General features: G+C 46.2%; 18 protein-coding genes. 8 read left to right on the forward strand and 10 right to left on the reverse strand.

Annotation, left to right across the window (positions count from 1 at the left end; genetic code table 11):
* Positions 1 to 91: 91 nt before the first annotated feature.
* From RID09_RS28910 to tnpA, 3 genes are all read right to left on the reverse strand, one after another.
* On the reverse strand, positions 92 to 1,831 hold the full coding sequence (locus RID09_RS28910) for a DUF3352 domain-containing protein (protein ID WP_446339362.1): 1,740 nt from the start codon (positions 1,829 to 1,831) through the stop codon (positions 92 to 94).
* 69 nt (positions 1,832 to 1,900) lie between these two features.
* Positions 1,901 to 2,290 (reverse strand): hypothetical protein, encoded by a 390-nt coding sequence (locus RID09_RS28915; RefSeq protein ID WP_446339363.1) that lies wholly within the window; start codon positions 2,288 to 2,290, stop codon positions 1,901 to 1,903.
* The gene (gene tnpA / locus RID09_RS28920) at positions 2,275 to 2,703 is read right to left on the reverse strand and encodes an IS200/IS605 family transposase (RefSeq protein ID WP_446339364.1); all 429 of its coding nucleotides are present in this window, start codon (positions 2,701 to 2,703) and stop codon (positions 2,275 to 2,277) included. Before tnpA ends, RID09_RS28915 begins: the two co-directional genes overlap by 16 nt.
* A 14-nt stretch (positions 2,704 to 2,717) precedes the next feature.
* On the opposite strand from tnpA, the gene RID09_RS28925 reads away from it, so the two are divergent.
* From RID09_RS28925 to hrcA, 3 genes are all read left to right on the forward strand, one after another.
* Entirely contained in the window at positions 2,718 to 3,971 is a 1,254-nt protein-coding gene (locus tag RID09_RS28925) for an RNA-guided endonuclease InsQ/TnpB family protein (protein ID WP_446339365.1), read from the forward strand.
* A gap of 78 nt (positions 3,972 to 4,049) precedes the next feature.
* Positions 4,050 to 4,409: a rhodanese-like domain-containing protein gene (locus RID09_RS28930; protein WP_446339366.1), complete on the forward strand. Its 360-nt coding sequence runs from the start codon at positions 4,050 to 4,052 to the stop codon at positions 4,407 to 4,409.
* A gap of 239 nt (positions 4,410 to 4,648) precedes the next feature.
* On the forward strand, positions 4,649 to 5,737 hold the full coding sequence (gene hrcA / locus RID09_RS28935) for a heat-inducible transcriptional repressor HrcA (protein ID WP_446339367.1): 1,089 nt from the start codon (positions 4,649 to 4,651) through the stop codon (positions 5,735 to 5,737).
* Between the two features lie 266 nt (positions 5,738 to 6,003).
* Here the strand turns inward: hrcA and RID09_RS28940 are convergent, their stop codons facing one another.
* Together RID09_RS28940 and RID09_RS28945 are read right to left on the reverse strand one after the other, a co-directional pair.
* Positions 6,004 to 7,875 (reverse strand): DCC1-like thiol-disulfide oxidoreductase family protein, encoded by a 1,872-nt coding sequence (locus RID09_RS28940; RefSeq protein WP_446339368.1) that lies wholly within the window; start codon positions 7,873 to 7,875, stop codon positions 6,004 to 6,006.
* 131 nt (positions 7,876 to 8,006) lie between these two features.
* Positions 8,007 to 8,951 (reverse strand): hypothetical protein, encoded by a 945-nt coding sequence (locus RID09_RS28945; RefSeq protein WP_446339369.1) that lies wholly within the window; start codon positions 8,949 to 8,951, stop codon positions 8,007 to 8,009.
* A 498-nt stretch (positions 8,952 to 9,449) separates the two neighbouring features.
* Here RID09_RS28945 and RID09_RS28950 point away from each other — a divergent pair, with 498 nt between their 5' ends.
* The 4 genes from RID09_RS28950 to RID09_RS28965 all read left to right on the forward strand — a co-directional run bounded on the left by RID09_RS28950 (position 9,450) and on the right by RID09_RS28965 (position 14,261).
* Positions 9,450 to 10,604 (forward strand): RRXRR domain-containing protein, encoded by a 1,155-nt coding sequence (locus RID09_RS28950; RefSeq protein ID WP_446339370.1) that lies wholly within the window; start codon positions 9,450 to 9,452, stop codon positions 10,602 to 10,604.
* A 174-nt stretch (positions 10,605 to 10,778) separates the two neighbouring features.
* Complete coding sequence (locus RID09_RS28955; protein ID WP_446339371.1) at positions 10,779 to 12,587, forward strand: LA_3751/LA_3752 family putative glycosyltransferase; 1,809 nt, start codon at positions 10,779 to 10,781, stop codon at positions 12,585 to 12,587.
* An 81-nt stretch (positions 12,588 to 12,668) separates the two neighbouring features.
* Entirely contained in the window at positions 12,669 to 13,124 is a 456-nt protein-coding gene (locus RID09_RS28960) for a cupin domain-containing protein (RefSeq protein ID WP_446339372.1), read from the forward strand.
* Positions 13,125 to 13,130: 6 nt separating this feature from the next.
* Positions 13,131 to 14,261, forward strand: coding sequence for a DegT/DnrJ/EryC1/StrS family aminotransferase (locus RID09_RS28965; protein WP_446339373.1), 1,131 nt, complete (start codon positions 13,131 to 13,133; stop codon positions 14,259 to 14,261).
* A 132-nt stretch (positions 14,262 to 14,393) separates the two neighbouring features.
* Here RID09_RS28965 and RID09_RS28970 read toward each other — a convergent pair whose 3' ends face one another.
* From RID09_RS28970 to fabI, 4 genes are all read right to left on the reverse strand, one after another.
* Entirely contained in the window at positions 14,394 to 15,188 is a 795-nt protein-coding gene (locus tag RID09_RS28970; protein ID WP_446339374.1) for a polyprenol monophosphomannose synthase, read from the reverse strand.
* 201 nt (positions 15,189 to 15,389) lie between these two features.
* Positions 15,390 to 16,706 carry a DUF2330 domain-containing protein gene (locus RID09_RS28975; protein ID WP_446339375.1) on the reverse strand — a complete coding sequence of 439 codons (1,317 nt, stop codon included), beginning with the start codon at positions 16,704 to 16,706 and terminating at the stop codon, positions 15,390 to 15,392.
* Positions 16,707 to 16,763: 57 nt separating this feature from the next.
* Positions 16,764 to 17,636 (reverse strand): RnfABCDGE type electron transport complex subunit D, encoded by an 873-nt coding sequence (locus RID09_RS28980; protein WP_446339376.1) that lies wholly within the window; start codon positions 17,634 to 17,636, stop codon positions 16,764 to 16,766.
* 20 nt (positions 17,637 to 17,656) lie between these two features.
* Positions 17,657 to 18,433 carry an enoyl-ACP reductase FabI gene (fabI, locus tag RID09_RS28985; RefSeq protein WP_446339377.1) on the reverse strand — a complete coding sequence of 259 codons (777 nt, stop codon included), beginning with the start codon at positions 18,431 to 18,433 and terminating at the stop codon, positions 17,657 to 17,659.
* Between the two features lie 287 nt (positions 18,434 to 18,720).
* On the opposite strand from fabI, the gene ntcA reads away from it, so the two are divergent.
* Positions 18,721 to 19,392 (forward strand): global nitrogen regulator NtcA, encoded by a 672-nt coding sequence (gene ntcA, locus RID09_RS28990; protein ID WP_446339378.1) that lies wholly within the window; start codon positions 18,721 to 18,723, stop codon positions 19,390 to 19,392.
* A gap of 219 nt (positions 19,393 to 19,611) precedes the next feature.
* Here ntcA and RID09_RS28995 read toward each other — a convergent pair whose 3' ends face one another.
* Positions 19,612 to 21,240, reverse strand: coding sequence for a WD40 repeat domain-containing protein (locus RID09_RS28995; RefSeq protein ID WP_446339379.1), 1,629 nt, complete (start codon positions 21,238 to 21,240; stop codon positions 19,612 to 19,614).
* Positions 21,241 to 21,244 lie beyond the last annotated feature (4 nt).

The following is a 21,244-nucleotide window of genomic DNA, read 5'->3' on the forward strand; positions in this document are numbered from 1 at the left end:
GTAAACCCGCCCTGTTTCTGGTGTTGTTAATTAGGCTAAGCGGGTTGCCCCTACCTTGTCGATGATAACTCTATTCGAGGAACAATTAATTTTAACTGGAGGATTGATCAACCCATTGGAAAAATAACTTGCTCTGTTGAACACCTTGATTAACACCATAACTGGTGATGGTTAGCGATCGCAGGTGGTCAAATAAAGGTTGACCAATGAGTTCCACCACCCGCACAATGGGAAGCTGACGCTCAAGCAAGGGTTGACTCTCTAACCAGTTGATATAGAGATACCCGTCATTTTGAGTCGGTAAGGCGGCGATCGCGTTCTGGAAGCTGGGATTGTGCAGTAGCGAATCCTTCACCCCATTAAGCGCCGCGTCCATTGCTTCAATTGAAGTGGCAAACACTTCGTAGTCTCCCACCGTGGTGTGAACGCCCTGAACTTGGGCTTGTAAACTTAACAACCCATCTTGGCGATTCTTCAGGGCTTTTGCCGTAACCAACTTCGTCCACGCCGTAATTGTGCGATCGGCAAACGGCAGTTCTCCGACATTTAATCCCTGCTGCTGAGCCACTATATCCAAATGCTCAATCCCATCAATCGCCTGATCATTTTTACCCGTTTGTGCCACAAAAATCCAGTCGGGATTCGGTTGATCCGGTCGAGGGAACCAGGATAGGGCATAGTCCCCTTCCACCCAACTGAAAATCTCTTCTGGCAATTGAATCCCCCAACGAGACTTGAACTGGGCAATCCCTTGGTTGAGTAAGCTGCTGAGATTCTCATCGGCTTCGAGTCGGGTGGATAGTTGTCTCCAGAATTGGTTTAAATCAACCCCAGCAATTGCCAAAGCACTTTGGGCGGGAATGTACTCGAGGGCATCAACAGGCTGAGACAGGACTGGGGTAATCGGTTCTGGACTCGATTTTGACCGGGGAATAGCCGTTTGTGCCAACAGCCCCTGAGGAGTTAGGGACAGAGTAAGGGCTAAACTTTTAGACGCCTCAAACGACTCGCGATCGGGAATCGGTTGATTAGAAATCCAGGCGGCTAGGGCGGGTAAATTCACCAGGCTGAATCCAATTCGCGGTTCTGTCAAACTTTGCAGCAGTTGTTGATAATCAGGATCTTCTGCCAAACTCAAATCAGCAACTTGTACCGTATTAATCGCATTCCGCAATACCTTGGGGTGATTGGCATATAGCACAAAGCGATCGCCCACGATCGCACTGGTTAAGGTGTCCGGGATGGGACGAGATTCTGTATTGTCTGCAACCTTTTTCCCACCAGGATTAGATGGCTGATAAATCAGGTTGACTCCTTGATAGGATTCAACGACTAAATCGGCTGAGTCAGCACTCATGCGTCGGGAATAAACCTGTTCCTGGGCGGCTTGGGGTTCATTGGTGGTAAAGATGAGTAAGTATCCCGGTTGTGCCGCATTTTCGGGATTGCGGTCAACATCTAAGGAGGTTACAGCCAGAGTCAGTTCATCATCAATCCAGGGTTGAATGTCCCGTTGATAGTCCAGCCCCAAATTTGCCAGCAGACTGTTTTCCAGTTGTTGGAACTGTGCGATCGCACGTCCTCGCTTCTGGGGCTCAACCACCACTTGCTGCAACGCTGCTAAGCGATCGGGATTCACGAGTAACGATATCATCGCGGGGGCTTGTTTCGGCACGAAAATCGCCGCCGTGGGATTTTTTACCTCCCGTTCCTGCAATAGAGTTAGGGGGCTGTGGGCGTTGACCCAGAACCAGCCACCTCCAGCGAGTAATAGCAACATTATCACACCGGCTGCCAAGGCATAAAAAAACGAGCGTAGTTTCATGGTCATTTGTCCTTCGTCTTATGTCCTTCGTCATTCGTCTTATGTCCTTCGTCATACTCGCTTCCCGACAAGAAGCTACGTCTTATGTCCTTTGTTGAAGGTGACTTGCACTCTAATCGGGGCGGGCGCGAGTGATATCAAGGTGACAACCTTCCCGTTAATGGTAAAACCCGCCCCTAAACGCTCTCCCTCTGCTCCCTCTGCTCCCCCTGCTCCCCCTGCTCCCCCTGCTCCCTCTGCTCCCTCTGCTCCCTCTGCTCCCCCTGCTCCCCCTGCTCCCTCTGCTCCCTCTGCTCCCCCTGCTCCCTCTGCTCCCCCATCTCCCCCATCTCTCCCACACCCTTTGCCAATCTTAAAAAGACCGCCGGGAATTCCCATCTCCTTCAGGGGGTTGGGATGAAAGGCGGGTAAAAATATATAGAAGGTTCGATGCCTTCTATTTTTACAAATCACTTCCCAAGGCATTGCTCAGTAATGTATCTGTTGATCACTTCAGCCGACATAGAGCCGACTGTTCCAACGTAATAGGCTGAAGTCCACAAGCTGTCCTTCCCACAGGCTTTTTTGAGATGAGGGAATTTTTCTCTCAAAAAGCGAGAAGAGTAACCTTTGAGTATATTAGCAATATTGGCTGGACTGAAACGAGGAGGAGCAGAAACAAAAACATGAACATGATCAATGTCTGTTTCTATTGCTAGTAGAGTTAGTTCGTTACGGTCACAAGCCTCTTGTATCAGTTGCTTGACGCAGTCCGCTACTTCTGGTACTAATATCTTTCTCCTGTACTTAGGAATCCATACCAAGTGGTAAGCGATGGAGTAGTGAGTCCATCGCGTTTTCCCTGTCTGGAACTTTGTTGCTGTATATGAGCTTTTCATGCTACAATTTTACCATGCAAACTACCAATGTTTACAGGCTTCCATTTCTTTCTATCGAGGTATTCCAGCGATTGCAAGCCAGTCAACAAGAGTCGGCAAAGGTCTGGAACACCTGCAAGGACTTGCACAGAACATGCAGGGTCTCACATTTGGAATGGTTGAGTCTAACAGACCTCCAAAAACACACCAAAGGAAAGTTTGAGTTACACTCTCAATCTATTCAGTTGGTCTGTCGCGCTTTTATCGGCAATATTGACAGTACAAAGTCCAATCGCCAACAGGGATTAAAAAATATTAAATACCCATGGCGGGACAAAAAATTCTACCCCGCTCATTGGCATGGTCAAGCGGTTAAAAACCAAAAAGGTAAAACCGTTCTATCAATGGGAAAGGGAAGAAAGCCGATTGTTCTACCGATTGAAATCGACCCGTACTGCACTATCGCTAAATTAGTTTGGAGTCGAGGATTTGAGCTTCATGTTTCACACAACGTAGAAGTATCCCCTCAAGTCAAAAGTGATGTGACAGCCGCTATCGACTTGGGCGAAATTCATCTAGCCACGGTTGTGACAAGTTCCGGTGAAGGACTAATCGTTACAGGTCGAGGCATCCGTTCACTCAAGCGGCATCGCCATAAGCAGTTACGTCAGATTGTCAAAAAGCAGTCTCGTTGCAAAAAGGGTTCCAGACGCTGGCAGAAATTGCAACGAGCCAAAAACAAATTGTTGCTTAGAACTGAGCGCCGAATTAAAGATCTCCGTCATAAAGCCACCACCTCTGTTGTGAGCTTTCTCAAAGCTCAAGGTGTTTCCCAGGTCTATATCGGGAATCCAGATGGCGTTAGAAGAAAAAATAGTGGGCGTAAGCACAATCAGCGAATGGCTGGATGGGAATACGGCACTGATATTGATTACCTCACCTATAAGTGCAAGATTGCTGGTATCAAAGCTAGCGATGGCAACGAGAGAGGCTCAAGTAGCACTTGCCCCGAATGTGGACACCGCCATAAACCTCGTTCCCGTAATTGGAAATGCCCTAAGTGTAAATTTACGGATCACAGGGATCTAGTAGGTGCTGTCAATATTCACCACATCGGATTTGGCAAAAAAATAGTGATGCCAACTCGCATCACGTATCTACGACCTGGTATCACCAGGAGTAGTAGTAGCGGCGACACCCGCCATAGTTGTCTAACTTTAGACTTAGGCTCAGCCACCTGTATTTCAGGATCTTCCACGGAAGATAGGTCAACCCTTAGTTTTGGTTAGAAGCCTACCCCCTTGCCATCGGGTGGGAGTGTCACGGATATCGGTATTCTGGTATGTATTATTTTCCTTGTACCCGTTATGTCAGCTCAATCCTTTGGTCAACCCATTCCCCAAGTCAATGTTGAGGAACTCGCGCAGCGGATCAGCCAATCCCCACAAGGACTCCAGCTTATCGACGTGCGTGAACCCCAAGAAGTCGCGATCGCGCATATTCAGGGGTTTGATGTTCTACCCTTGAGCGAATTTGCCCAATGGTCCGACCAAATCCACAGCCGCTTTGAAGCTGATGCTGAAACCTTGGTGATATGTCACCACGGTATCCGTTCGGCTCAAATGTGCCAGTGGTTAGCGGATCAGGGGTTTACCAATGTCAAAAATGTCGCGGGCGGAATTGATGCCTATTCCGCAATAGTCGATCCTACCATCCCTCGCTACTAGCAGTCGATCATGGCAAGCTACAGAATCCCAGGTTCTTCTGTTATCTTAAAATCAATACCCTTTGAGACGGCATTCATCCTATCGGGAAAGTCCGTTCCTTCAAACGTCAGTTTAGCGGCGTTGGCGATTTAACCTATCTCTAGGGATATCTTGGAGAAAAGTTTCTCCATAAATTGCCATGACCATGATGATTTTAAATGATTCTGGGGAAAATCTGATTACGTTCGGCTTTTTTTCAAATGTCTGTACACGTCAGTCTTAATCATCGGCAACAACATATTCTTTGGGCAACTATCCGTCATTACATTGCGACGGCGGAACCTGTGGGTTCCAAAGCTTTAGCCCAGGAGTATGATTTGAGTGTTAGCCCTGCTACAATTCGCTCTTGCATGAGTGTGCTAGAAAAATCTGGCTTACTCTATCAACCTCATACCTCGGCGGGACGAGTTCCCTCGGATTCAGGATATCGCATTTATGTGGATCACCTGATTCAACCATCCAATACGTTGGGACGTCACGCTGAGACATTATTGGCAGATCATTTGAAGGGTGACGATTTCAACTTTGAAGCTTTGCTACGCGATGCAGGGCAAATTCTCTCGACTCTAAGTGGGTATATTACCCTGATCACCTTACCTCAAACCCAAACGACACGATTGCGCCATTTGCAATTAGTATCTGTCACACCAGGGCGGGTAATGTTGATTGTGGTGACTGATGCCTATCAAACCCAATCCATTGTTATGGAATTGTCCTCGGTATCGCCGGATGATCAAGCCGATGCAGCGAATGTTGAGCAAGAGTTACAAATATTATCCAACTTTTTAAGTAGTAAGCTGCGGGGACGATCTCTAGGTGAACTGGTGAACTTAAATTGGAGTGAACTTGACCGCGAATTTGTCCAGTATGCCGATTTCTTGAAGAAGGTATTGGCAGAATTGACTCGCCGGATGAAAACATCGGTAGCCACGCCGATTTTAGTTCGGGGGATTGCTGAGTTATTGCGTCAGCCGGAATTTGCTGAATTGCAACAAGTTCAAATGTTGCTTCATCTGTTGGAAGAAGAACAGCAGCAACTTTGGCCCCTAATCTTTGAACTTCCTGATAGTGTAAGTTCTAGGCGGCGGGCAAAAGTGCGAATTGGTTCAGAGAATCCTTTGGAACCCATGCAAACCTGTACGTTGGTTAGTGCGACTTATGAACAGGATAATCTGCCTGTGGGTAGTGTGGGAATTCTCGGACCTACTCGGATGCTTTATGAAAACGCCATCGCTCTTGTGGAAGCCACGGCTGATTATCTGACGGAGGCGTTGAGTCAGGTGGCTTAGTCATTTGTCATTTGTCATTCGTTCTTTGTGATATAGCTATCGTAATCAAGGTGAGGACTGTCGTGACGGCTGATCGGGTATCTTTGAACATAAAACCTTTTCTTCGCTTTTGAATATCTTGCTGATCTAAGTTGACCGCAGGATTGGCTAAAAAGCTTAATTCAGTCCGCGTAGGCGGACGAAAGTTTGTGTAGCAGCGATTTCAATCGCCGTGGCAAAAAGAGGGTAACAAAGGTTTGATATGACATACACCCGTAGAGATTACCCTAATCCGAGCAAGATTGCTCCAATCTCTTAATCTTCTCTACATCTTGGGGTTCACCTGGCGGTACAGTTCTTTCATCCATAAAATACATTTCAAAACTCTCCAATTCCTTACCGCCTTCATGGGTAGCATTCCAAGTTCGACAGAGATACTTGCCATAATAAGGATAAAGCTTTTGACCAATCGCTCGATTTAAATTGATGAAATAAACCCGCCATTGCTGATTCCCATAAATAGCCTTTAGCTGCTTAGGAGTTGGCTTTTCCCAATTCACCGCACCCCCACCGAGAAGAACATCGATTTCACTGCCATTTTTAAGTTTACCTTCAATCACATGCCAACCATCATCTAGAGGCGGTGACGGAGCAAAAATACTCCACGACTGATCCAATCGCGTCAAACGACTCAGGGGATCAATGCGCTGAAATGTCCTGCGATTCAAAAACTTATGCGTCGCACTAATCCAATCATCTTTCTCAACCGGTCTTCGGGAAAAGGTTTGAGCAGCAAAACTCCGAAGATTCCAAATAAATGTAAACATCAGTAAAACTAATGCGATCGTATTCAGCAGCCGTGAAGGACGTACCTCAATCGGGCGAAACTTTAGCGGCTTAGTCAACATCCCAGCCGTGCGTCGATTGGTGGCTATTGTCTCATAAAACTTTGTCCCTGCTGCCATTACTGGACGCCATCTCAACATCCTAGCCAAGAACCCAAATAACGGCGACAGACTAACCACATAGGCGATAGCTTCAAACTTAAAATGCCGATTTTCTTGCCAATCCACAACCACCCAGGAATTTTGGGCTTCCATATCCGCACATATAGACGCATCATCTTGAGCCATTAGTAACGGAGTTCTCGGTAAAATTAAGACCGTGCGAATCAGGTGGACAACCTTCTTGCAAAAGCCACAATCGGCATCATAATAAATCCTTAACCCCCGACGTTTATCGGTATTCAACCGCTTAGCCAGTCCATCCCAAACCGGACTCGGAAGCAACGCCAGCCACGTCGCCATACTTAGAAATGATAAAACGCCCAGTTCAAAACTTAACTCAAATCCAATATGTAACAGAATAAACGAAACAATCGCCACGCAACGGAAAAAGCTATTCCGGAAGGGAATAAATATCATCAACGGTCCGATCCATTCAAACCAGAGGGCGCTGAATGTAATTGCTTTTAACAAGAGTGGCGGAAAGCCCAGTAAAAATAGACCAAATCCCGATACATACTGATCGAAACTTAAGGAATAATAAACCGCATCGCCTTGGGGCCACCAAATTTCACTCTGGGTTTTATATGCCGCCGACCACATATAAATAAAGCAGAGTTGTACCATCAAGGCAAACGTCGCACCAGAGACAACCCGCTTGGGTAATGGTTGGGTTGATGTATTCAGCGCACTATCCACCGAATAAGAAGCACCCAAAGGTAAAAACATAGCCCAAAATAGGATAGCTCTGAGCACATCATCGGCGGCAAAAATTAAAGCCGGATTGCGGTGTTGCAGAGAGATAACCAACGCCCACGTCGCAATTGTTGCTAGCCGGGTGCGATATCCTACTAACATCGCCAAAGCGATAAAAAACGCCAATAAAAAAAGTACCCCTTGGACAAAGGGCTGACCGCTAATTAAATGAATTGACCAGTACCAGGGATTGCGTAATTCGTCAATTAGTGCGCTGCGCGGGAGTATCCCATAATCCGTATAATGAGCATTTAAGCCTTTAACCCGGCTGATTAAATCCCAAATCACCATCAACGCCAGACCGATGCGAAAAACTGCCAGCGATCGCAGGTCAAGCCCAAACACTTCCTCTATCTTAGAGGCTAAAGGACGTTTAGTTTTTTCTTTATCACCAACCATACTAAAATAAACCTTCTTTTGTATCGAGAAAACCCGTTCAGCAATTGAAACAGTTTAAACAGATATCAAATGCTCCATTCACTTAAACTTAGCCAGATGAATTCCGAACACTTCCCCTTGTCTGACTTGACTTACTTCGCTTGGGTGCGGTCTTTATTGACAAAGGGTTCTAATCCTTCAGCCAGTTCTCTCGCTCTAATTTTCCGACCGTCCGGTAAAAGGTGGTGGTGCGTATCCGCAAACAAACTCGAATCGCTTTTTAGGTTAAAGGTTTCTTGATCATAGGCAATTAAAGGGGCAATTTTTTCTAGCTCGGCGGCAATCTTTCTCATATTCGTGATTGACTCTTGCTCAGTACTAGCATAGACCCAAGGTAAGGATAAAACTAAAGTAGCGCCTTTGGCTTCCACCTGCTCCCGAAATTCAGTGATTCGGTCTATGGCATGATCAGAAATCGGTTGCTTAATTTGCCATTTCCACCACTTACCCTGGCGGACTTTAGTCACTGTGGGATCTCCTCGGTTAGTAAAGGGATCGGAGTAATATCCCGTCATTTCGCCTTTTTCGATCAAATCTATTGTCGATTTCGTCAGTCCTCGTAGAGTCGGTGTTCCCACCAGCAATAAACCCTCAGCTAGCTGCTTGGGAGGAACATCACCCAAACCTGGTCGTCCAATGGCAATACCAAACGGTACTGACCGTTCCAGCAACCCATCATCATCTAAGAGAATTAAATCTTCAGGAATAAGCAGGACAATATCTCCAGGACGCACTTCCTTTAAAATGCTCGGCAGGATCACATTTAGACCCACCGGTCCATCCAATCCCAGGTTGAACACCGGAATACCCAGTCCCGCTTCTATCGCCGCTGCACTATTGGCATAATTTGCTCCTGAACCCCCCACAATCAACACTCGGGTTGGTGCTTGTACCTGTTCGGCGACTGCCATCTTGTGTTCATACATTTTTCGCAGGAAGCTTAGTTCACCACCATGGTGGACGTTATAAATGTAACCTAGTGACCAGGCGACACCCGCCGTAATTAACCAAGATCCGAGCTTAAAAGGTTGCCACATAAAATTAATACTATATAACTATACAACCGTTAATTGTAAAGCTTAGGTGAAGGATACGCCATCAACGTGCCAGAATATTTTACGTTTTGTAAATAAATATGAGTATAATCCTCTAAAGACTACCAGGGTTATCAAGCTGTATTGGTCAAAAACAATGGTTTTCCTAGAATAAACGAAATTTTCGGTGGTTGCCACAGATTTTTAAATAAATGTAAAATAAATGGCAGCCATTGCAAATCACGACGCTGCCAAGGAACTCAGTTATATAATGATCAAGTTCATGAACCGCGCCTTACTTCGTGAAGACGCGGATTGGCAGAGATAACCTGCCAGGAAGTCATGAATAAGGGCATGAGTTGGTAGGGGATAATCACTTCCGAACGCTTCTCTAGTTCGGCTTAACTGTAGGCTCAGGAATCTCTGAAAACTGGGTAATTCCAGGACACACCCTTGCCAATGCCTTAAGAGACGTAAACATCACACGAGTGGATTATATCTATGAATCGTGTTCCAGTAGTTAGTAAAAAAGGAAAACCGCTGATGCCCACTAAGCCCTCCAGGGCTAGACGGTGGGTCAAAGAAGGGAAAGCAGTGGGGAAATGGTCAGACCTGGGTGTCTACTACGTTCAACTCACTGAGCCGCCATCGGCTGAAGAGGTGCAGCCTATTTCTGTTGGAGTCGATCCGGGTAAGTCTTATTCCGGTATTGGCGTCCAATCAACCAAATGCACCTTGCTGCAACTGCATCTCATTCTCCCATTTGGGCGGGTGAAAAAACGAATGGAAACCCGCGCCATGCTACGACGATCTCGCCGGGGACGCCGGATTAACTGGAATGTCCCATTCAAACAGCGTAACCATCGCCGATGCAGGTTCGACAACCGTAAACAGTGTAAGCTACCCCCATCCATTAAAGCCTCACGGCAACTGGAACTAAGGGTAGTCAAAGAGTTGGCAGCCATCTTCCCGGTAGCGGCAATTGGGTATGAGCGGGTTAAAGCCGACATAGATCAAACCAAACGCAAACGTGCCAAGTCGGGCAAAGGTTTCTCTCCGGTGATGACAGGTCAAAATTGGGCAATATCCCAGATGGAGAAAATCGCCCCCGTCTACGTCCGCCACGGTTGGCAAAAGGATGGGAACGGTACATCTCAACTCCGAACCCAACTGGGGTTAGAGAAAGACAAGATCAACAAGTCTATAGCCAAGCCGGAAACCCATGCGGTAGACGGAGTGGCGTTGGCTTGTGGATATTTCATCAAATATGTCCCATTCGTTGGTTCTAACTCCCATGGTTATACCCACAAAGGCAGCGTTGACGTAACCGCTTCCCCATTTAAAGTCATCACCCGCCCCGGTGCGGTGAAGCGGGGCAAAGAGTATGGGTTTTTCCGTCGCCAACTGCATTTTGAAGTTCCAGATAAATCTGGAGCCAGGAAGCCAAAAGGTATTCATGGAACGGTTAAAGGTTTTCGTGCTGCCGATTTGGTTAAAGCCACAAAATCAGGAGTTAGTTATGTTGGCTACGTTGGGGGATATTCTCCTAAAGCAAAAGTATTTGCCGTCTACGACTGGCAATGGAAACGGATTGGTTTATTTTCACCCAAGAAAATGGAATTAATTCGCAGATCTAATGGCTTATGCGTAGCTTAATAATTGGTATTATTCGAGGTATCGAACCCCGAATAATACCCGCTATCCCTCCCCGTCCTACTTCGTGGAGGACGGGGATACCCGCGACTAAGTTGTTGCTTGACGCCACGTCGCCTAAACAACTCTGCTAGAGACAACGTTCGGGTTGATGATTAATCGCCACCATACACACTCATGAAAATCAAGCTTGAGCCGATTCCTCTAGGGATTATTGTCATTGGAGTTTTATTTTCACTCTATTTACAATTTCAAATTCCCGAAGGTACGTATTTTAGCGGCGATGCTGCGCTCAAATCCTTACTAGCACAGCAGTTAAGTACGGGTGAATGGCGTTTTGATCTGTGGCAACCCACAGAAGCCTGGGTGCGAAATCTTTGGCAGGATGGGCTCTATCCCTATGCACCACCGTTTGTCTACAACATAGCGGGGCGATATTACATTACCTTTCCCTTTACGTTTCCCCTAATCACCGCACCATTTTATGCACTTTTTGGCTTCAGAGGTCTTTATCTCGTCCCGTTAGTTGCCACTTGGGCAATCTGGGGTACTTTCTATCTTACCTGTAAACGTTTAAAGGTTAGTGCATTTCATACCTCAATTGCCTTAATTAGTCTGATCTTTGCCTCGCACTTAACCCTGTATAGTGCCATGTATTGGGAGCATAGCCTTGCAGTTGCGCTTTGCTTTACGGGTATGGCAATGCTGCTAATGATAGGATATCCTTCGGGTTTATCGAAACCCAGTGCTTTAGTCAGTGGCGGTTTAATCGGTTTATCGGCTTGGTTTAGACCTGAGTTTTTGTCTATGGTGGCGACGTTATCCGCTTTGGTGATTATTGCCGCCTTGGCTAAGAGGAACTTTTTGAATTTATTTAATAAGTTTAATTTAAAGTCTATCCATTATTTAGCCAAAAACAAGGAAACTTTTATCGCTAGCATGTTCGTGGCAGTCAGCCTATTTTTTGTCGCTAACAAACTGGTTTACGGTCTTTTTCTGGGGATGCATGCTGTAGAAATCGTCGAGGAGTTCTCTTGGACTCGCCGCCTTGCCGAGGCTTGGGGCAATTTCCAGGAACTCAGTGTCGTCGGATTTGAGTACTTCCCGATCGCCTTTTTTCCGCTACTTTACTTGCTCTTGTATGGCTTGAAGAGACTAGAAGCTAAACTGAACCTGAAAATCGTTACTCTGGGTATAATCGGTCTATTAATTGCCGCCGCTGGGTATCTGTTTCTGACCGGAGGTTCGGCTGAGTTAAAGACAGCGATTAAGCAGTATAGTCTGCCAATCCTCATCGCGATCGCGTGGCTGTATGTGTTCAGAAAAATTGAGGTAAAATTCGATGCTAGGATAGGGGTAATTTATCTAATCTGTGTGATGTTCACCGCTGGTGCTTGTTTATTGTTAGATTCTGGCGCGGACGAGATTGCGGTTGGGGGTAAGCAGTGGGGACCGCGATACTTATTGTCTCTTATACCCCTAGTCACCTGGATAACGATAGAGGAGCTAAATTTCATCAAGGACAGATCAGGTCCCCTTTTCCGATACATCAGCATTTTTACCATCGTTGTCCTTTTAGCCATTGGCATCCACAAAAACACCTACTTAGGCACGCTGGCGTTGCAGAAGGCGCATCAAGGTGTTCCTCCCGCCACCCAACTCTTGGGAGAAACTCCAGAACGGGTGATTGCAGTGTCTCATCAATATGCTGCTCAATTGCTAGAACCCCCTCTGAGAGGCAAAAAGTTCTTTTTCCGAGCTGAAACTAGCAATGATTTGGTTAAATTAAGTAAAGTGTTAGTTGAGCAGAATCAGGATCACTTTATTTATGTATGCTATCCTTATCGAAAATGCCAGCCACCCGAAGATAGTCAGAATAATCTCCAATTCACTAAAGGTGAGCAGCGCTTTCAGATTGAATTATCTAATTTAGGTCAGTTTGGCAAATATCCCATCTACGAAGCCTCGATTAAGCAACCCTTGTAGACGAGTAATCGTTGAGCTATACTTTAAGTCTTAGTTATAGCTCCAATGTCGTCTTGATTAAACCCTACTTTGAGACCTCCAATGTTAATAAAACCTCGCAAAAAACAACTACAAGAAATTGTTCATAACCAAGAAGTATTTGCCATTATTATTACCACTGAATTTAACCAACCTGGTATTCACTTTTTTACCCCTGACAGCTTTTCGCAACAGCTAGCCTATATGAGGCATCCGGCGGGAAAAACGATCACTCCTCACATCCACAATCAAGTCCGTCGAGAAGTCTTTTACACTCAGGAAGTTCTGTTTATTAAACAAGGAAAACTCCGAGTCGATTTTTATGACGACCAGCAACAGTATTTAGAGAGTCATATCCTAGAAACTGGGGATGTCATTCTCCTGATTAAAGGAGGACATGGCTTTGAAGTCTTAGAAGAAGTAGAAATGATTGAAGTCAAGCAAGGTCCTTATGTGGGGAATGAGGACAAGACTCGTTTCCCCGGCGTTGAGAGCAAACAGGTCAAGATAACGGATTAACCAACTATGGGAGAAGCAATTCCGGTCAATGAACCTCTGTTAGACGGCAAAGAAAAGCAATATCTCAATGAATGTATAGACACCGGATGGATTTCGTCTGAAGGACCATTTGTCAAGCAATTTGAAGCCGAATTTGCCACTCGTGTGGAACGAAAACATGGCATAGCCGTGAGTAATGGTTCCATGGCTCTAGACGCGGCTATCGTTGCTCTGGGAATTGGTGCAGGGGATGAAGTCATTTTGCCCACATTCACGATTATCTCCTGTGCCGCTGCAATTGTGAGGGCGGGGGCGATTCCAGTGGTTGTGGACAGTAACCCCCACACCTGGAATATGGATGTCCAGCAGGTAGAAGCAAAGATTACCCCCAAAACCAAAGCCATTATGGTTGTCCACATCTACGGATTACCCGTAGATATGGACGCCATCCAAGCTTTAGCCCAAAACTATGGACTATTTGTGATTGAAGATGCGGCTGAAATGCATGGTCAAACCTATAAGGGGAAACCTTGTGGCAATTTAGGTGATATTAGTACGTTTAGCTTTTATCCCAACAAACACATTACCACAGGTGAAGGGGGAATGATTGTCACCGATGACGACAACCTAGCTCAACGCTGTCGTTCTCTGCGAAATCTGTGTTTTCAACCCCAGCAGCGTTTTGTCCATGAAGACTTAGGCTGGAACCTACGCATGACAAACTTACAAGCCGCCGTTGGACTGGCTCAATTAGAGCGGTTGGATGAATTTGTAAGTCGTAAACGCCAGATGGGACAACGTTACACAGAACTTCTTGGGAATGTAGCAGGTTTAGAGTTACCCCTTCCCCGCACCGATTATGCGGAAAACATTTACTGGGTGTATGGTGTAGTCTTAACCGATGACGTGCCTTTTGATGCGAAAGAGGCAATGAAACGATTAAGAGAGGAGAAAATTGGCAGTCGCCCATTCTTTTGGCCCATGCACGAACAGCCTGTGTTTCATAAGATGGGACTGTTCAAAGAGGAGTCTTACCCCGTCGCTGAACGTTTAGCCCGCCGAGGCTTTTATCTTCCCAGTGGTATGGCGTTAACCCCCGAACAGATAGAACGAGTCGCTGCCACTGTTAAAGAGATTTTGCTAGAAGCGGGGCAATAACACAGAACCAGGCTCGTGACATACTCCTACACCAACCTGGATACAGGTGGTTGTGCTAGGCTTCGCAACCAATCCGGCTATTGCTTAGGAGGCGTTGCGCTTTAAGAACCCCAAGACTCCCGACAGCAACCACTAAGTTAAGGATTTTTTCCGGGAAAGCTGCCAGATGGTTGACACATATTTGCGTCCTTTGACTAAGTAATCCCACAAGTTTAGACCCGTTTTGCTCTCGCCTGCTGTACGAGGTACGCAGATGTAAGGGATTTCAACGAGTCGGTAGTCCAGTCGTTTGGCACGGTATAACAAATCGATGCAGTATTCACCATAACCCCCGCGCAACTTGATGCGTTCCAATACTTCGGCGCGGGCGGCGATGAAGCCGCTGGTGTAATCATGTATCCGGCTGTATAGCATCACTCGGGCGAAGGAATTGATAATCCAACTCAGGGTGCGAGCCATTAAACCGTGAGCTCTATCTGTCCCCCCCGGAACCCACCGGGAACCAAAGGCAACATCGGCTTCGTTTTTCTGGATAGCTTGCACCAGTCGGGGTACGTCTTCAGGGGGCATGGAGAGGTCACAATCCATCCAAGTGACAATTGCAGCATTATAGGTGTGAATCGCCTCATCAATGCCACGCTGGATAGCCGAGGTTAGACCTTTTTCACCAATACGCCGGACTAAGGCAACCCCTACCGCGTTGCCATCCTCTGGTGAAGTAGAGGAAATAGGATAGCGATCGGCAAACTGTTCTACAATCTCCCAGGTGCCATCAGGGGAGTTGTCATCAATCACAAGCACCAGGTAGGGGGCTGCGTTACTCGCCAGAAGGCGCTCAATCAGCGCACTGATATTGTCCTGCTCGTTGTAAGTCGGCAAGACTGTACAAACTAGTTGATTGGGTGATGCATCTTGAACGTCGGACATTTATCCTCTCCAGATTAGCCGTTACCAGAGGAAAGGAGCAGCCGAGAGTAACTTTTTCCCCTTTCTTCTGTTCATAAACATACTCTGAGAGTAAATCCTTGGTCAATTTATAAGTCTGATTTAAAATCCAATGCAGTATTTAGGCACTGATTATCTATATTATCCTGGATCAGAAACCTATAGATAACCATCAAGCCGTCATCAATTCCAAATCCTGCGCCACCAGCGATTCGGTTTAGTCCCAGGAAAATCAATTTTCTGGCGAATATCCCCAATTTGCCATCCCGTCAGCTTGGCTAACGTCTGCGCCTCCTGTTCAAATCGTTGATTCAAAGAGCGTTTATACTCATCAGCGGCGGGACAATTCATTTCCCCGGTGTAAGGATGTCGCAGTACATATCGACCTTGAAAATTTTGCCGACTCCCCGTTTCTTGGAACATTAAATCTTCAGGAAATGTATCACGAGTGTAGCGGACGTGTAAACGGCTAATAAACACATTATTGGGCGCATTTGCATTCAACCAAAACACACCTGCTTGCTCTAATTCATCCCTCGTTAAAGGGTCAGCCGCACAGGGATCGCACCATCCCATATCCCAGGCATATTCTAAAAATGCCACTTTTTTCCTTTCTTGCTCATAGGCTGTCTGAAACATATCCTTATAGAAATGAGCAAACTCATCTTTAACAAAAACAGGAAGTTCGGCATTAGACGGGATTTGCACAGTGCGATAATTAGTAACTTCTGCTTGACCGTTGGGGGATAAAATATACACAATTAAATCTTGCTCAGTTGTGGCATTAATCATCCCCAAACGAATCGGCAACATAAAACGCGGCGATTCATACGCCATCTGTAAAGGGCGGAGTAATTGAGAACCCCCAGCTGCAAATTCTTTCAGATTAACTTTCGCCACAAAAAACTTCATATCTTGGCGAATATAAGGTTGCAGTAGCCGACTAGCACCACGAGGGATGCGATAATCATTACGCCTCAGCCAGGTTTCCAACCCATCCGATTCTTTGGCACTAAGAATTAAAATATCGTATTCGCCAACCGAAAAACGAGATTCTATCGTAACGCCTAAAGCACTCTCTCCCCGATTTGCCCCATACTCGTCTGCTGATGCTGCCCCTCTCAATGCAGCTTCCGGCTGAAATACGGGCATAGGGATACAGGGATTCGGATCAAAATATTCCACCAATCGCGGCGCACTAAACCCATCCAGTCGTTCGATAATCTTCGGGTTTGCTACCTGTACTTGTTCTTGTTCTAGAACCACAGGAACAGGCACAACCAAGGCAAAATCTTTAACATCGCCTTGATAGTCATTCGCCATCGTCAAAATCGTGCGATCGCTATCCCGTGCGATAATCACTTGAGAGGCTTGGTTGTAAAGCTTTGTATCCGCTTTCGCCACATAAAAGCCACAAAAAGCCAAGGCTTTTGGCGCAAATATCATAATGGCAAAAACTGCCAAGAATAACGCAAGTAATACCTGTACTAGCTTTTTCATTATTTCCTAATTGGGACAAAGAATTTATTAACCTGGGTGTTTGTTGCATTTTCCTCCTCACCCATCACCGTGAAACCTCCAAACAAATCGCGGTGATGACCAAATCCAATCTAAAATCACGGTTAGGGGAGAAAGGGCAAATAACGCCCAGAAAACCGCCGTAGACATAAAGAAATGATTCCGCAGAATAAAGGTTAAAATCGCAATACTGACAGCCCAGAGTAAACGACTCACCCTAGCATTGGGAATGGAGCGGGGATCAGTTAACATAAACAGGGCAAACAATAAGAACGAGCCACTCATCAACCGATGCGCCCATACATCCCAGGTCCAGCCCAACCAAAGATTGCGAAAGGCTTCGAGTAAAGCATAAGCGCTGAAAAAAGCCGCCGTTGTATCCCAACGCCCCACCCGTTTTAAAATCATGCCCCCAGTCCCGGCAAATAATAAGACATACCAGCCCTCCTCTCCCCACTGTCCTGGAGAAACCCAGGCATCCTTGGTAAGGATTAAAACTGAAATTATGCCAAAATTAGCCGGATTTAAAAAATGTTTACCCTGGAATCGAAACAGAAATTTACTTAAAATCGCCAGCGCCCCCGCCAAGATCATCGTGCTGTAGTGATCGACTCGCAGGAGTAAACTTAATCCTAATGCGGTAATCATGGCACTTTTGAGGGATATTGGGGAAGTGTTGAGTGTGGACTCTTCACGGCGTTCGAGAGCATGGTTTTGAGTGAATTCCTCATCTGCCTTATTTCCCTGGGAGATAGACCAAAGCCTGATGCTGATATACTGGGTCAGCAAACAAGTCGCGATCGCAACACCAATGAACTGAGGCTGTAATGTCCAATCTCTCGTACCAATACCCAATACCAGGAAGAGTGAGAGAAACAGAATCTGATAGTCTCTGGGATCGGATTGCTGCATTTGACTACCGTGGGAAGATATCACATGCCCATGATCTCATATCCAGCATCGACATATAAAACTTGACCCGTGATCCCACTAGCGAGATCACTACATAAAAAGGCGGCTGTATTGCCAACTTCTAGCTGAGTAACCGTTCGTCGTAGGGGTGCTACCTGCTCCACATGATGAATCATATCCAAAATGCCGCCCACGGCTGAAGACGCCAGGGTGCGGATTGGACCTGCGGAAATCCCATTGACGCGAATATTACTCGGTCCTAATTCGGCGGCTAGATAACGGACACTCATCTCCAATCCAGACTTGGCGATTCCCATGACATTGTAATTGGGGATCACCTTCACACCCCCAAGATAGGTCATAGTGACGATACTTCCCCCCTCTTTCATTAAGGGTTTAGCAGCGGCGGCTAATCGGGTTAGGGAATAGGTACTAATTTCTAAGGCTGTTGTAAACCCTTGTCGCGAGGTTTGGCTAAACTCTCCGGATAAATCCTCTTTGTTGGCAAATGCAAGGCAATGGATGAGGATGTCGAGTTTGCCCCACTGCTTCTCAATCGCCTCAAAGGTGGCATCGATTTGGGCATCATCTTGGACGTTACAGGGTAAGAAGACACTGGGCTTGAGGGGTTCTACCAACTCTCCAACTTTCTTCTCAAAGCGCCCCTTGTCATCGGGTAAATAAGTGACCCCCAACTCGGCGCCAGCTTGGTGCAACTGTTGGGCTATGCCCCAGGCGATTGATCGATTGTTGGCAATCCCAGTCACCAGAGCATTCTTTCCCGTCAAATTCAGCATAGGTATCTTAATTCTTCAAGACAATAGAACAATTCGTAAAAAAATAACCGTGAGGTGCGATGTTCGTTGTATGATAACGCCAAACCGTTAACCATCAACTCAACTCGTCAGATGTCCGTTGACATCTCACTTCATTATGTAACAATTGGTACAAAAAACCTATTGGGACTCAGATTAAGTATTCTTGAATACAATATAGGGATCGTTCATTGAGCCGATTTTGGAGTCTCAAGCTTCATCGGCGACCACTTAGAAGTCAATAAGGCTTTGGCGCAAGGGTAATAGATATGGTCGTAATGCAAGATAGACCGTTGGCTGCTGTGTTCCGTCAAATCGGCGGAAGCTCATTTCCTCCCGTTGTTGAAACCTTTGAGCGGGGCAAAACTATTTTTTTTCCCGGAGATCCCGCTGAACGGGTCTACTTTTTGATCAAAGGAGCTGTGAAGCTTTCCCGGGTTTATGAAGCGGGGGAAGAAATTACAGTTGCCTTGTTGCGGGAAAATAGTGTCTTTGGGGTATTGTCCTTGATTACAGGTCACCGCTCTGATCGCTTTTACCACGCGGTGGCGTTTACCCCAGTTGAATTGCTTTCGGCTCCGATTGATCAGGTAGAGCAAGCGCTCAAGGACAACCCAGAGCTATCGATGTTGATGCTACAGGGATTGTCCTCGCGGATTTTACAGACGGAAATGATGATCGAGACATTAGCTCACCGGGATATGGGATCTCGCTTGGTCAGTTTTTTATTGATTCTCTGTCGTGACTTCGGCGTTCCTGGCAAGGATGGGATTACCATTGACCTGAAGCTTTCCCATCAAGCGATCGCGGAAGCCATTGGCTCTACACGAGTCACCGTCACTCGTCTACTGGGGGATCTGCGAACTGATCAAATGATTTCTATTCAAAAGAAAAAAATCACGGTTCACAACCCTGTGGTGCTGAGTCAGCAGTTCACGTAGGCGTCGTAGACAATTTACTTATTGCTCAGGTTCATCAATTTTGAAGGCGAGAGGCTTTAGCTTGATTCATTTGATGAACTTTAAGCTATATTGCGTTGATAATAGTTTGGGTGATTGCCAGTAGGACAAACTCCCCAACTAAGCCGAGAATCTGTTTGAGCGCGATCGCAACTGGCACAATTTAGTTCTCTTCGCTTATCTTAGATGAAGATATCAGGTTTAGGGACGCCGCCAGACTTTAATTTTGGACTCTTGATTCTCTGAACTTTCGGTTATTCCAGCTAAGAGTTTGCCATCTGAACTCATCACCAAATCACTCATTTTTTCATGTTCTAAGGTGGCTTCTAGCTCCGCTGTTTGTAGATTCCACACCTTAATCCCTTCATCGGTACTGCCAATAATGCGATCGCGACTGAGAACAAAGGTATCATACCAAAAAGAGTTTCTCGTCGAAGACACACGTCCTTCGGCTTTCAGCATTCCCGTCGTTAAATCCCATACCCTCAAATCCGTCACGGGTTGGCGATAGTAAATTGTCACGGCTGTCTTCCCATCCCCACTGATGTGCGCCGAGTGCATATACCCAAAACCGTCAGACCATTTTTTCTGGAGGATAATTTGCTGGTTAGTGAGTAAATTCCACGCCACAAGTTTGCCACCCACACCCAATTGAACCAGTGCTGTTTTGCCATTAGAACTAATCACATGAGGATGGAAACGTGGTGAGTTGTCTTCGATTGAAACAGGACCAATTTTGATTTCAGTAGACGGCGAATTGGGTAAGGTTAGTTTTAGCTGACCCGTTGCCAAATCCCAGACTTTAATTTCGGTATGACTGCGACTAATAATTGTCGTTCCGTCGGATGAAATCTCAACCCCATGGATAGTCTCAGTATGTCCCGCGAGGGTTTGAGCAGGCTGGTTAGTGGTCATATTCCAAATCCGAACCATGCGATCGCCACTACCACTGACAACTACTTTACCATTGGGCGCGATCGCAAGAGCCTGAATCACACCGGAATCACTCTGTAGTGTTTTTTTCAATACTCCAGTTGGCAAGTCCCAAACTTTAATCGCCTTATCTTTTCCACCACTGATTAGGGTTTTTCCATCAGCACTGATGACAATAGCCAAAGCAGTTGCATGTCCCGTAAAGGTACGAAAGACAGAGAAATTGCAGTAGGGAGACTCTGTTGAATTGTCAGAACAAGACTTCAACACTACAGGTTGTGTGTCCCGTTTCAGTGATGGAAAAAACTCATCTAGATGCCATAAAATATTGGCAGAAACCATCACAAACAAAACTCCTCTGATTAACCAAGAGCGACGGATTCGATGACTAGAGTTTGGCGGATCAAGGGGTTCTCCCCGAACGATCTGAGTTAACTCGCGGCGACTGCGATTTGCCTCGTACCAAAACGCGCACCAGAAGGTCAATAATACAAAAATCGGTAATCCTAGAAACAGCAAGCCTTCAACTATAACCACATCTCCCGAAAAAATGCCAAAGAAAAATAGTGGGATAGTGGCGCTGTACCAGGTGAAGTACCAAAACACTAAAAACCCAATCACTAAGGGATGTAACCTCATCGTGATCCGAATCACTGTTCCCTGAGAGCCGGATTCAAATCTTCCTCGGATTGTGGGTAAAAATGAGTTGCGGTAATGAATAATTCGCCGCACCTCAAACCCATCACTGGAAATTCTTCCGGCATAAGGTGCATGGTTACGAGAAAAAGTCCAGCGAAATGTTTTGGGCGCTTCAATGTGAGCATTGAGCTTATCAATAACATCCGGCAATGGCTCTTGGGTTTTCAGAGTAAAGGTATGATAGGGTAAGAGTTGCATGGGT

The sequence above is a fragment of the Coleofasciculus sp. G1-WW12-02 genome, assembly GCF_040219735.1.
Classification (GTDB): domain Bacteria; phylum Cyanobacteriota; class Cyanobacteriia; order Cyanobacteriales; family Coleofasciculaceae; genus Coleofasciculus.

Excerpts from the sequence above, each read along its gene's own strand:
- RID09_RS28910 (WP_446339362.1), bottom strand. The coding sequence starts at position 1,831 with ATGACCATGAAACTACGCTCGTTTTTTTATGCCTTGGCAGCCGGTGTG.
- RID09_RS28915 (WP_446339363.1), bottom strand. The coding sequence starts at position 2,290 with ATGCCTTGGGAAGTGATTTGTAAAAATAGAAGGCATCGAACCTTCTAT.
- tnpA (WP_446339364.1), bottom strand. The coding sequence starts at position 2,703 with ATGAAAAGCTCATATACAGCAACAAAGTTCCAGACAGGGAAAACGCGA.
- RID09_RS28925 (WP_446339365.1), top strand. The coding sequence starts at position 2,718 with ATGCAAACTACCAATGTTTACAGGCTTCCATTTCTTTCTATCGAGGTA.
- RID09_RS28930 (WP_446339366.1), top strand. The coding sequence starts at position 4,050 with ATGTCAGCTCAATCCTTTGGTCAACCCATTCCCCAAGTCAATGTTGAG.
- hrcA (WP_446339367.1), top strand. The coding sequence starts at position 4,649 with ATGTCTGTACACGTCAGTCTTAATCATCGGCAACAACATATTCTTTGG.
- RID09_RS28940 (WP_446339368.1), bottom strand. The coding sequence starts at position 7,875 with ATGGTTGGTGATAAAGAAAAAACTAAACGTCCTTTAGCCTCTAAGATA.
- RID09_RS28945 (WP_446339369.1), bottom strand. The coding sequence starts at position 8,951 with ATGTGGCAACCTTTTAAGCTCGGATCTTGGTTAATTACGGCGGGTGTC.
- RID09_RS28950 (WP_446339370.1), top strand. The coding sequence starts at position 9,450 with ATGAATCGTGTTCCAGTAGTTAGTAAAAAAGGAAAACCGCTGATGCCC.
- RID09_RS28955 (WP_446339371.1), top strand. The coding sequence starts at position 10,779 with ATGAAAATCAAGCTTGAGCCGATTCCTCTAGGGATTATTGTCATTGGA.
- RID09_RS28960 (WP_446339372.1), top strand. The coding sequence starts at position 12,669 with ATGTTAATAAAACCTCGCAAAAAACAACTACAAGAAATTGTTCATAAC.
- RID09_RS28965 (WP_446339373.1), top strand. The coding sequence starts at position 13,131 with ATGGGAGAAGCAATTCCGGTCAATGAACCTCTGTTAGACGGCAAAGAA.
- RID09_RS28970 (WP_446339374.1), bottom strand. The coding sequence starts at position 15,188 with ATGTCCGACGTTCAAGATGCATCACCCAATCAACTAGTTTGTACAGTC.
- RID09_RS28975 (WP_446339375.1), bottom strand. The coding sequence starts at position 16,706 with ATGAAAAAGCTAGTACAGGTATTACTTGCGTTATTCTTGGCAGTTTTT.
- RID09_RS28980 (WP_446339376.1), bottom strand. The coding sequence starts at position 17,636 with ATGCAGCAATCCGATCCCAGAGACTATCAGATTCTGTTTCTCTCACTC.
- fabI (WP_446339377.1), bottom strand. The coding sequence starts at position 18,433 with ATGCTGAATTTGACGGGAAAGAATGCTCTGGTGACTGGGATTGCCAAC.
- ntcA (WP_446339378.1), top strand. The coding sequence starts at position 18,721 with ATGGTCGTAATGCAAGATAGACCGTTGGCTGCTGTGTTCCGTCAAATC.
- RID09_RS28995 (WP_446339379.1), bottom strand. The coding sequence starts at position 21,240 with ATGCAACTCTTACCCTATCATACCTTTACTCTGAAAACCCAAGAGCCA.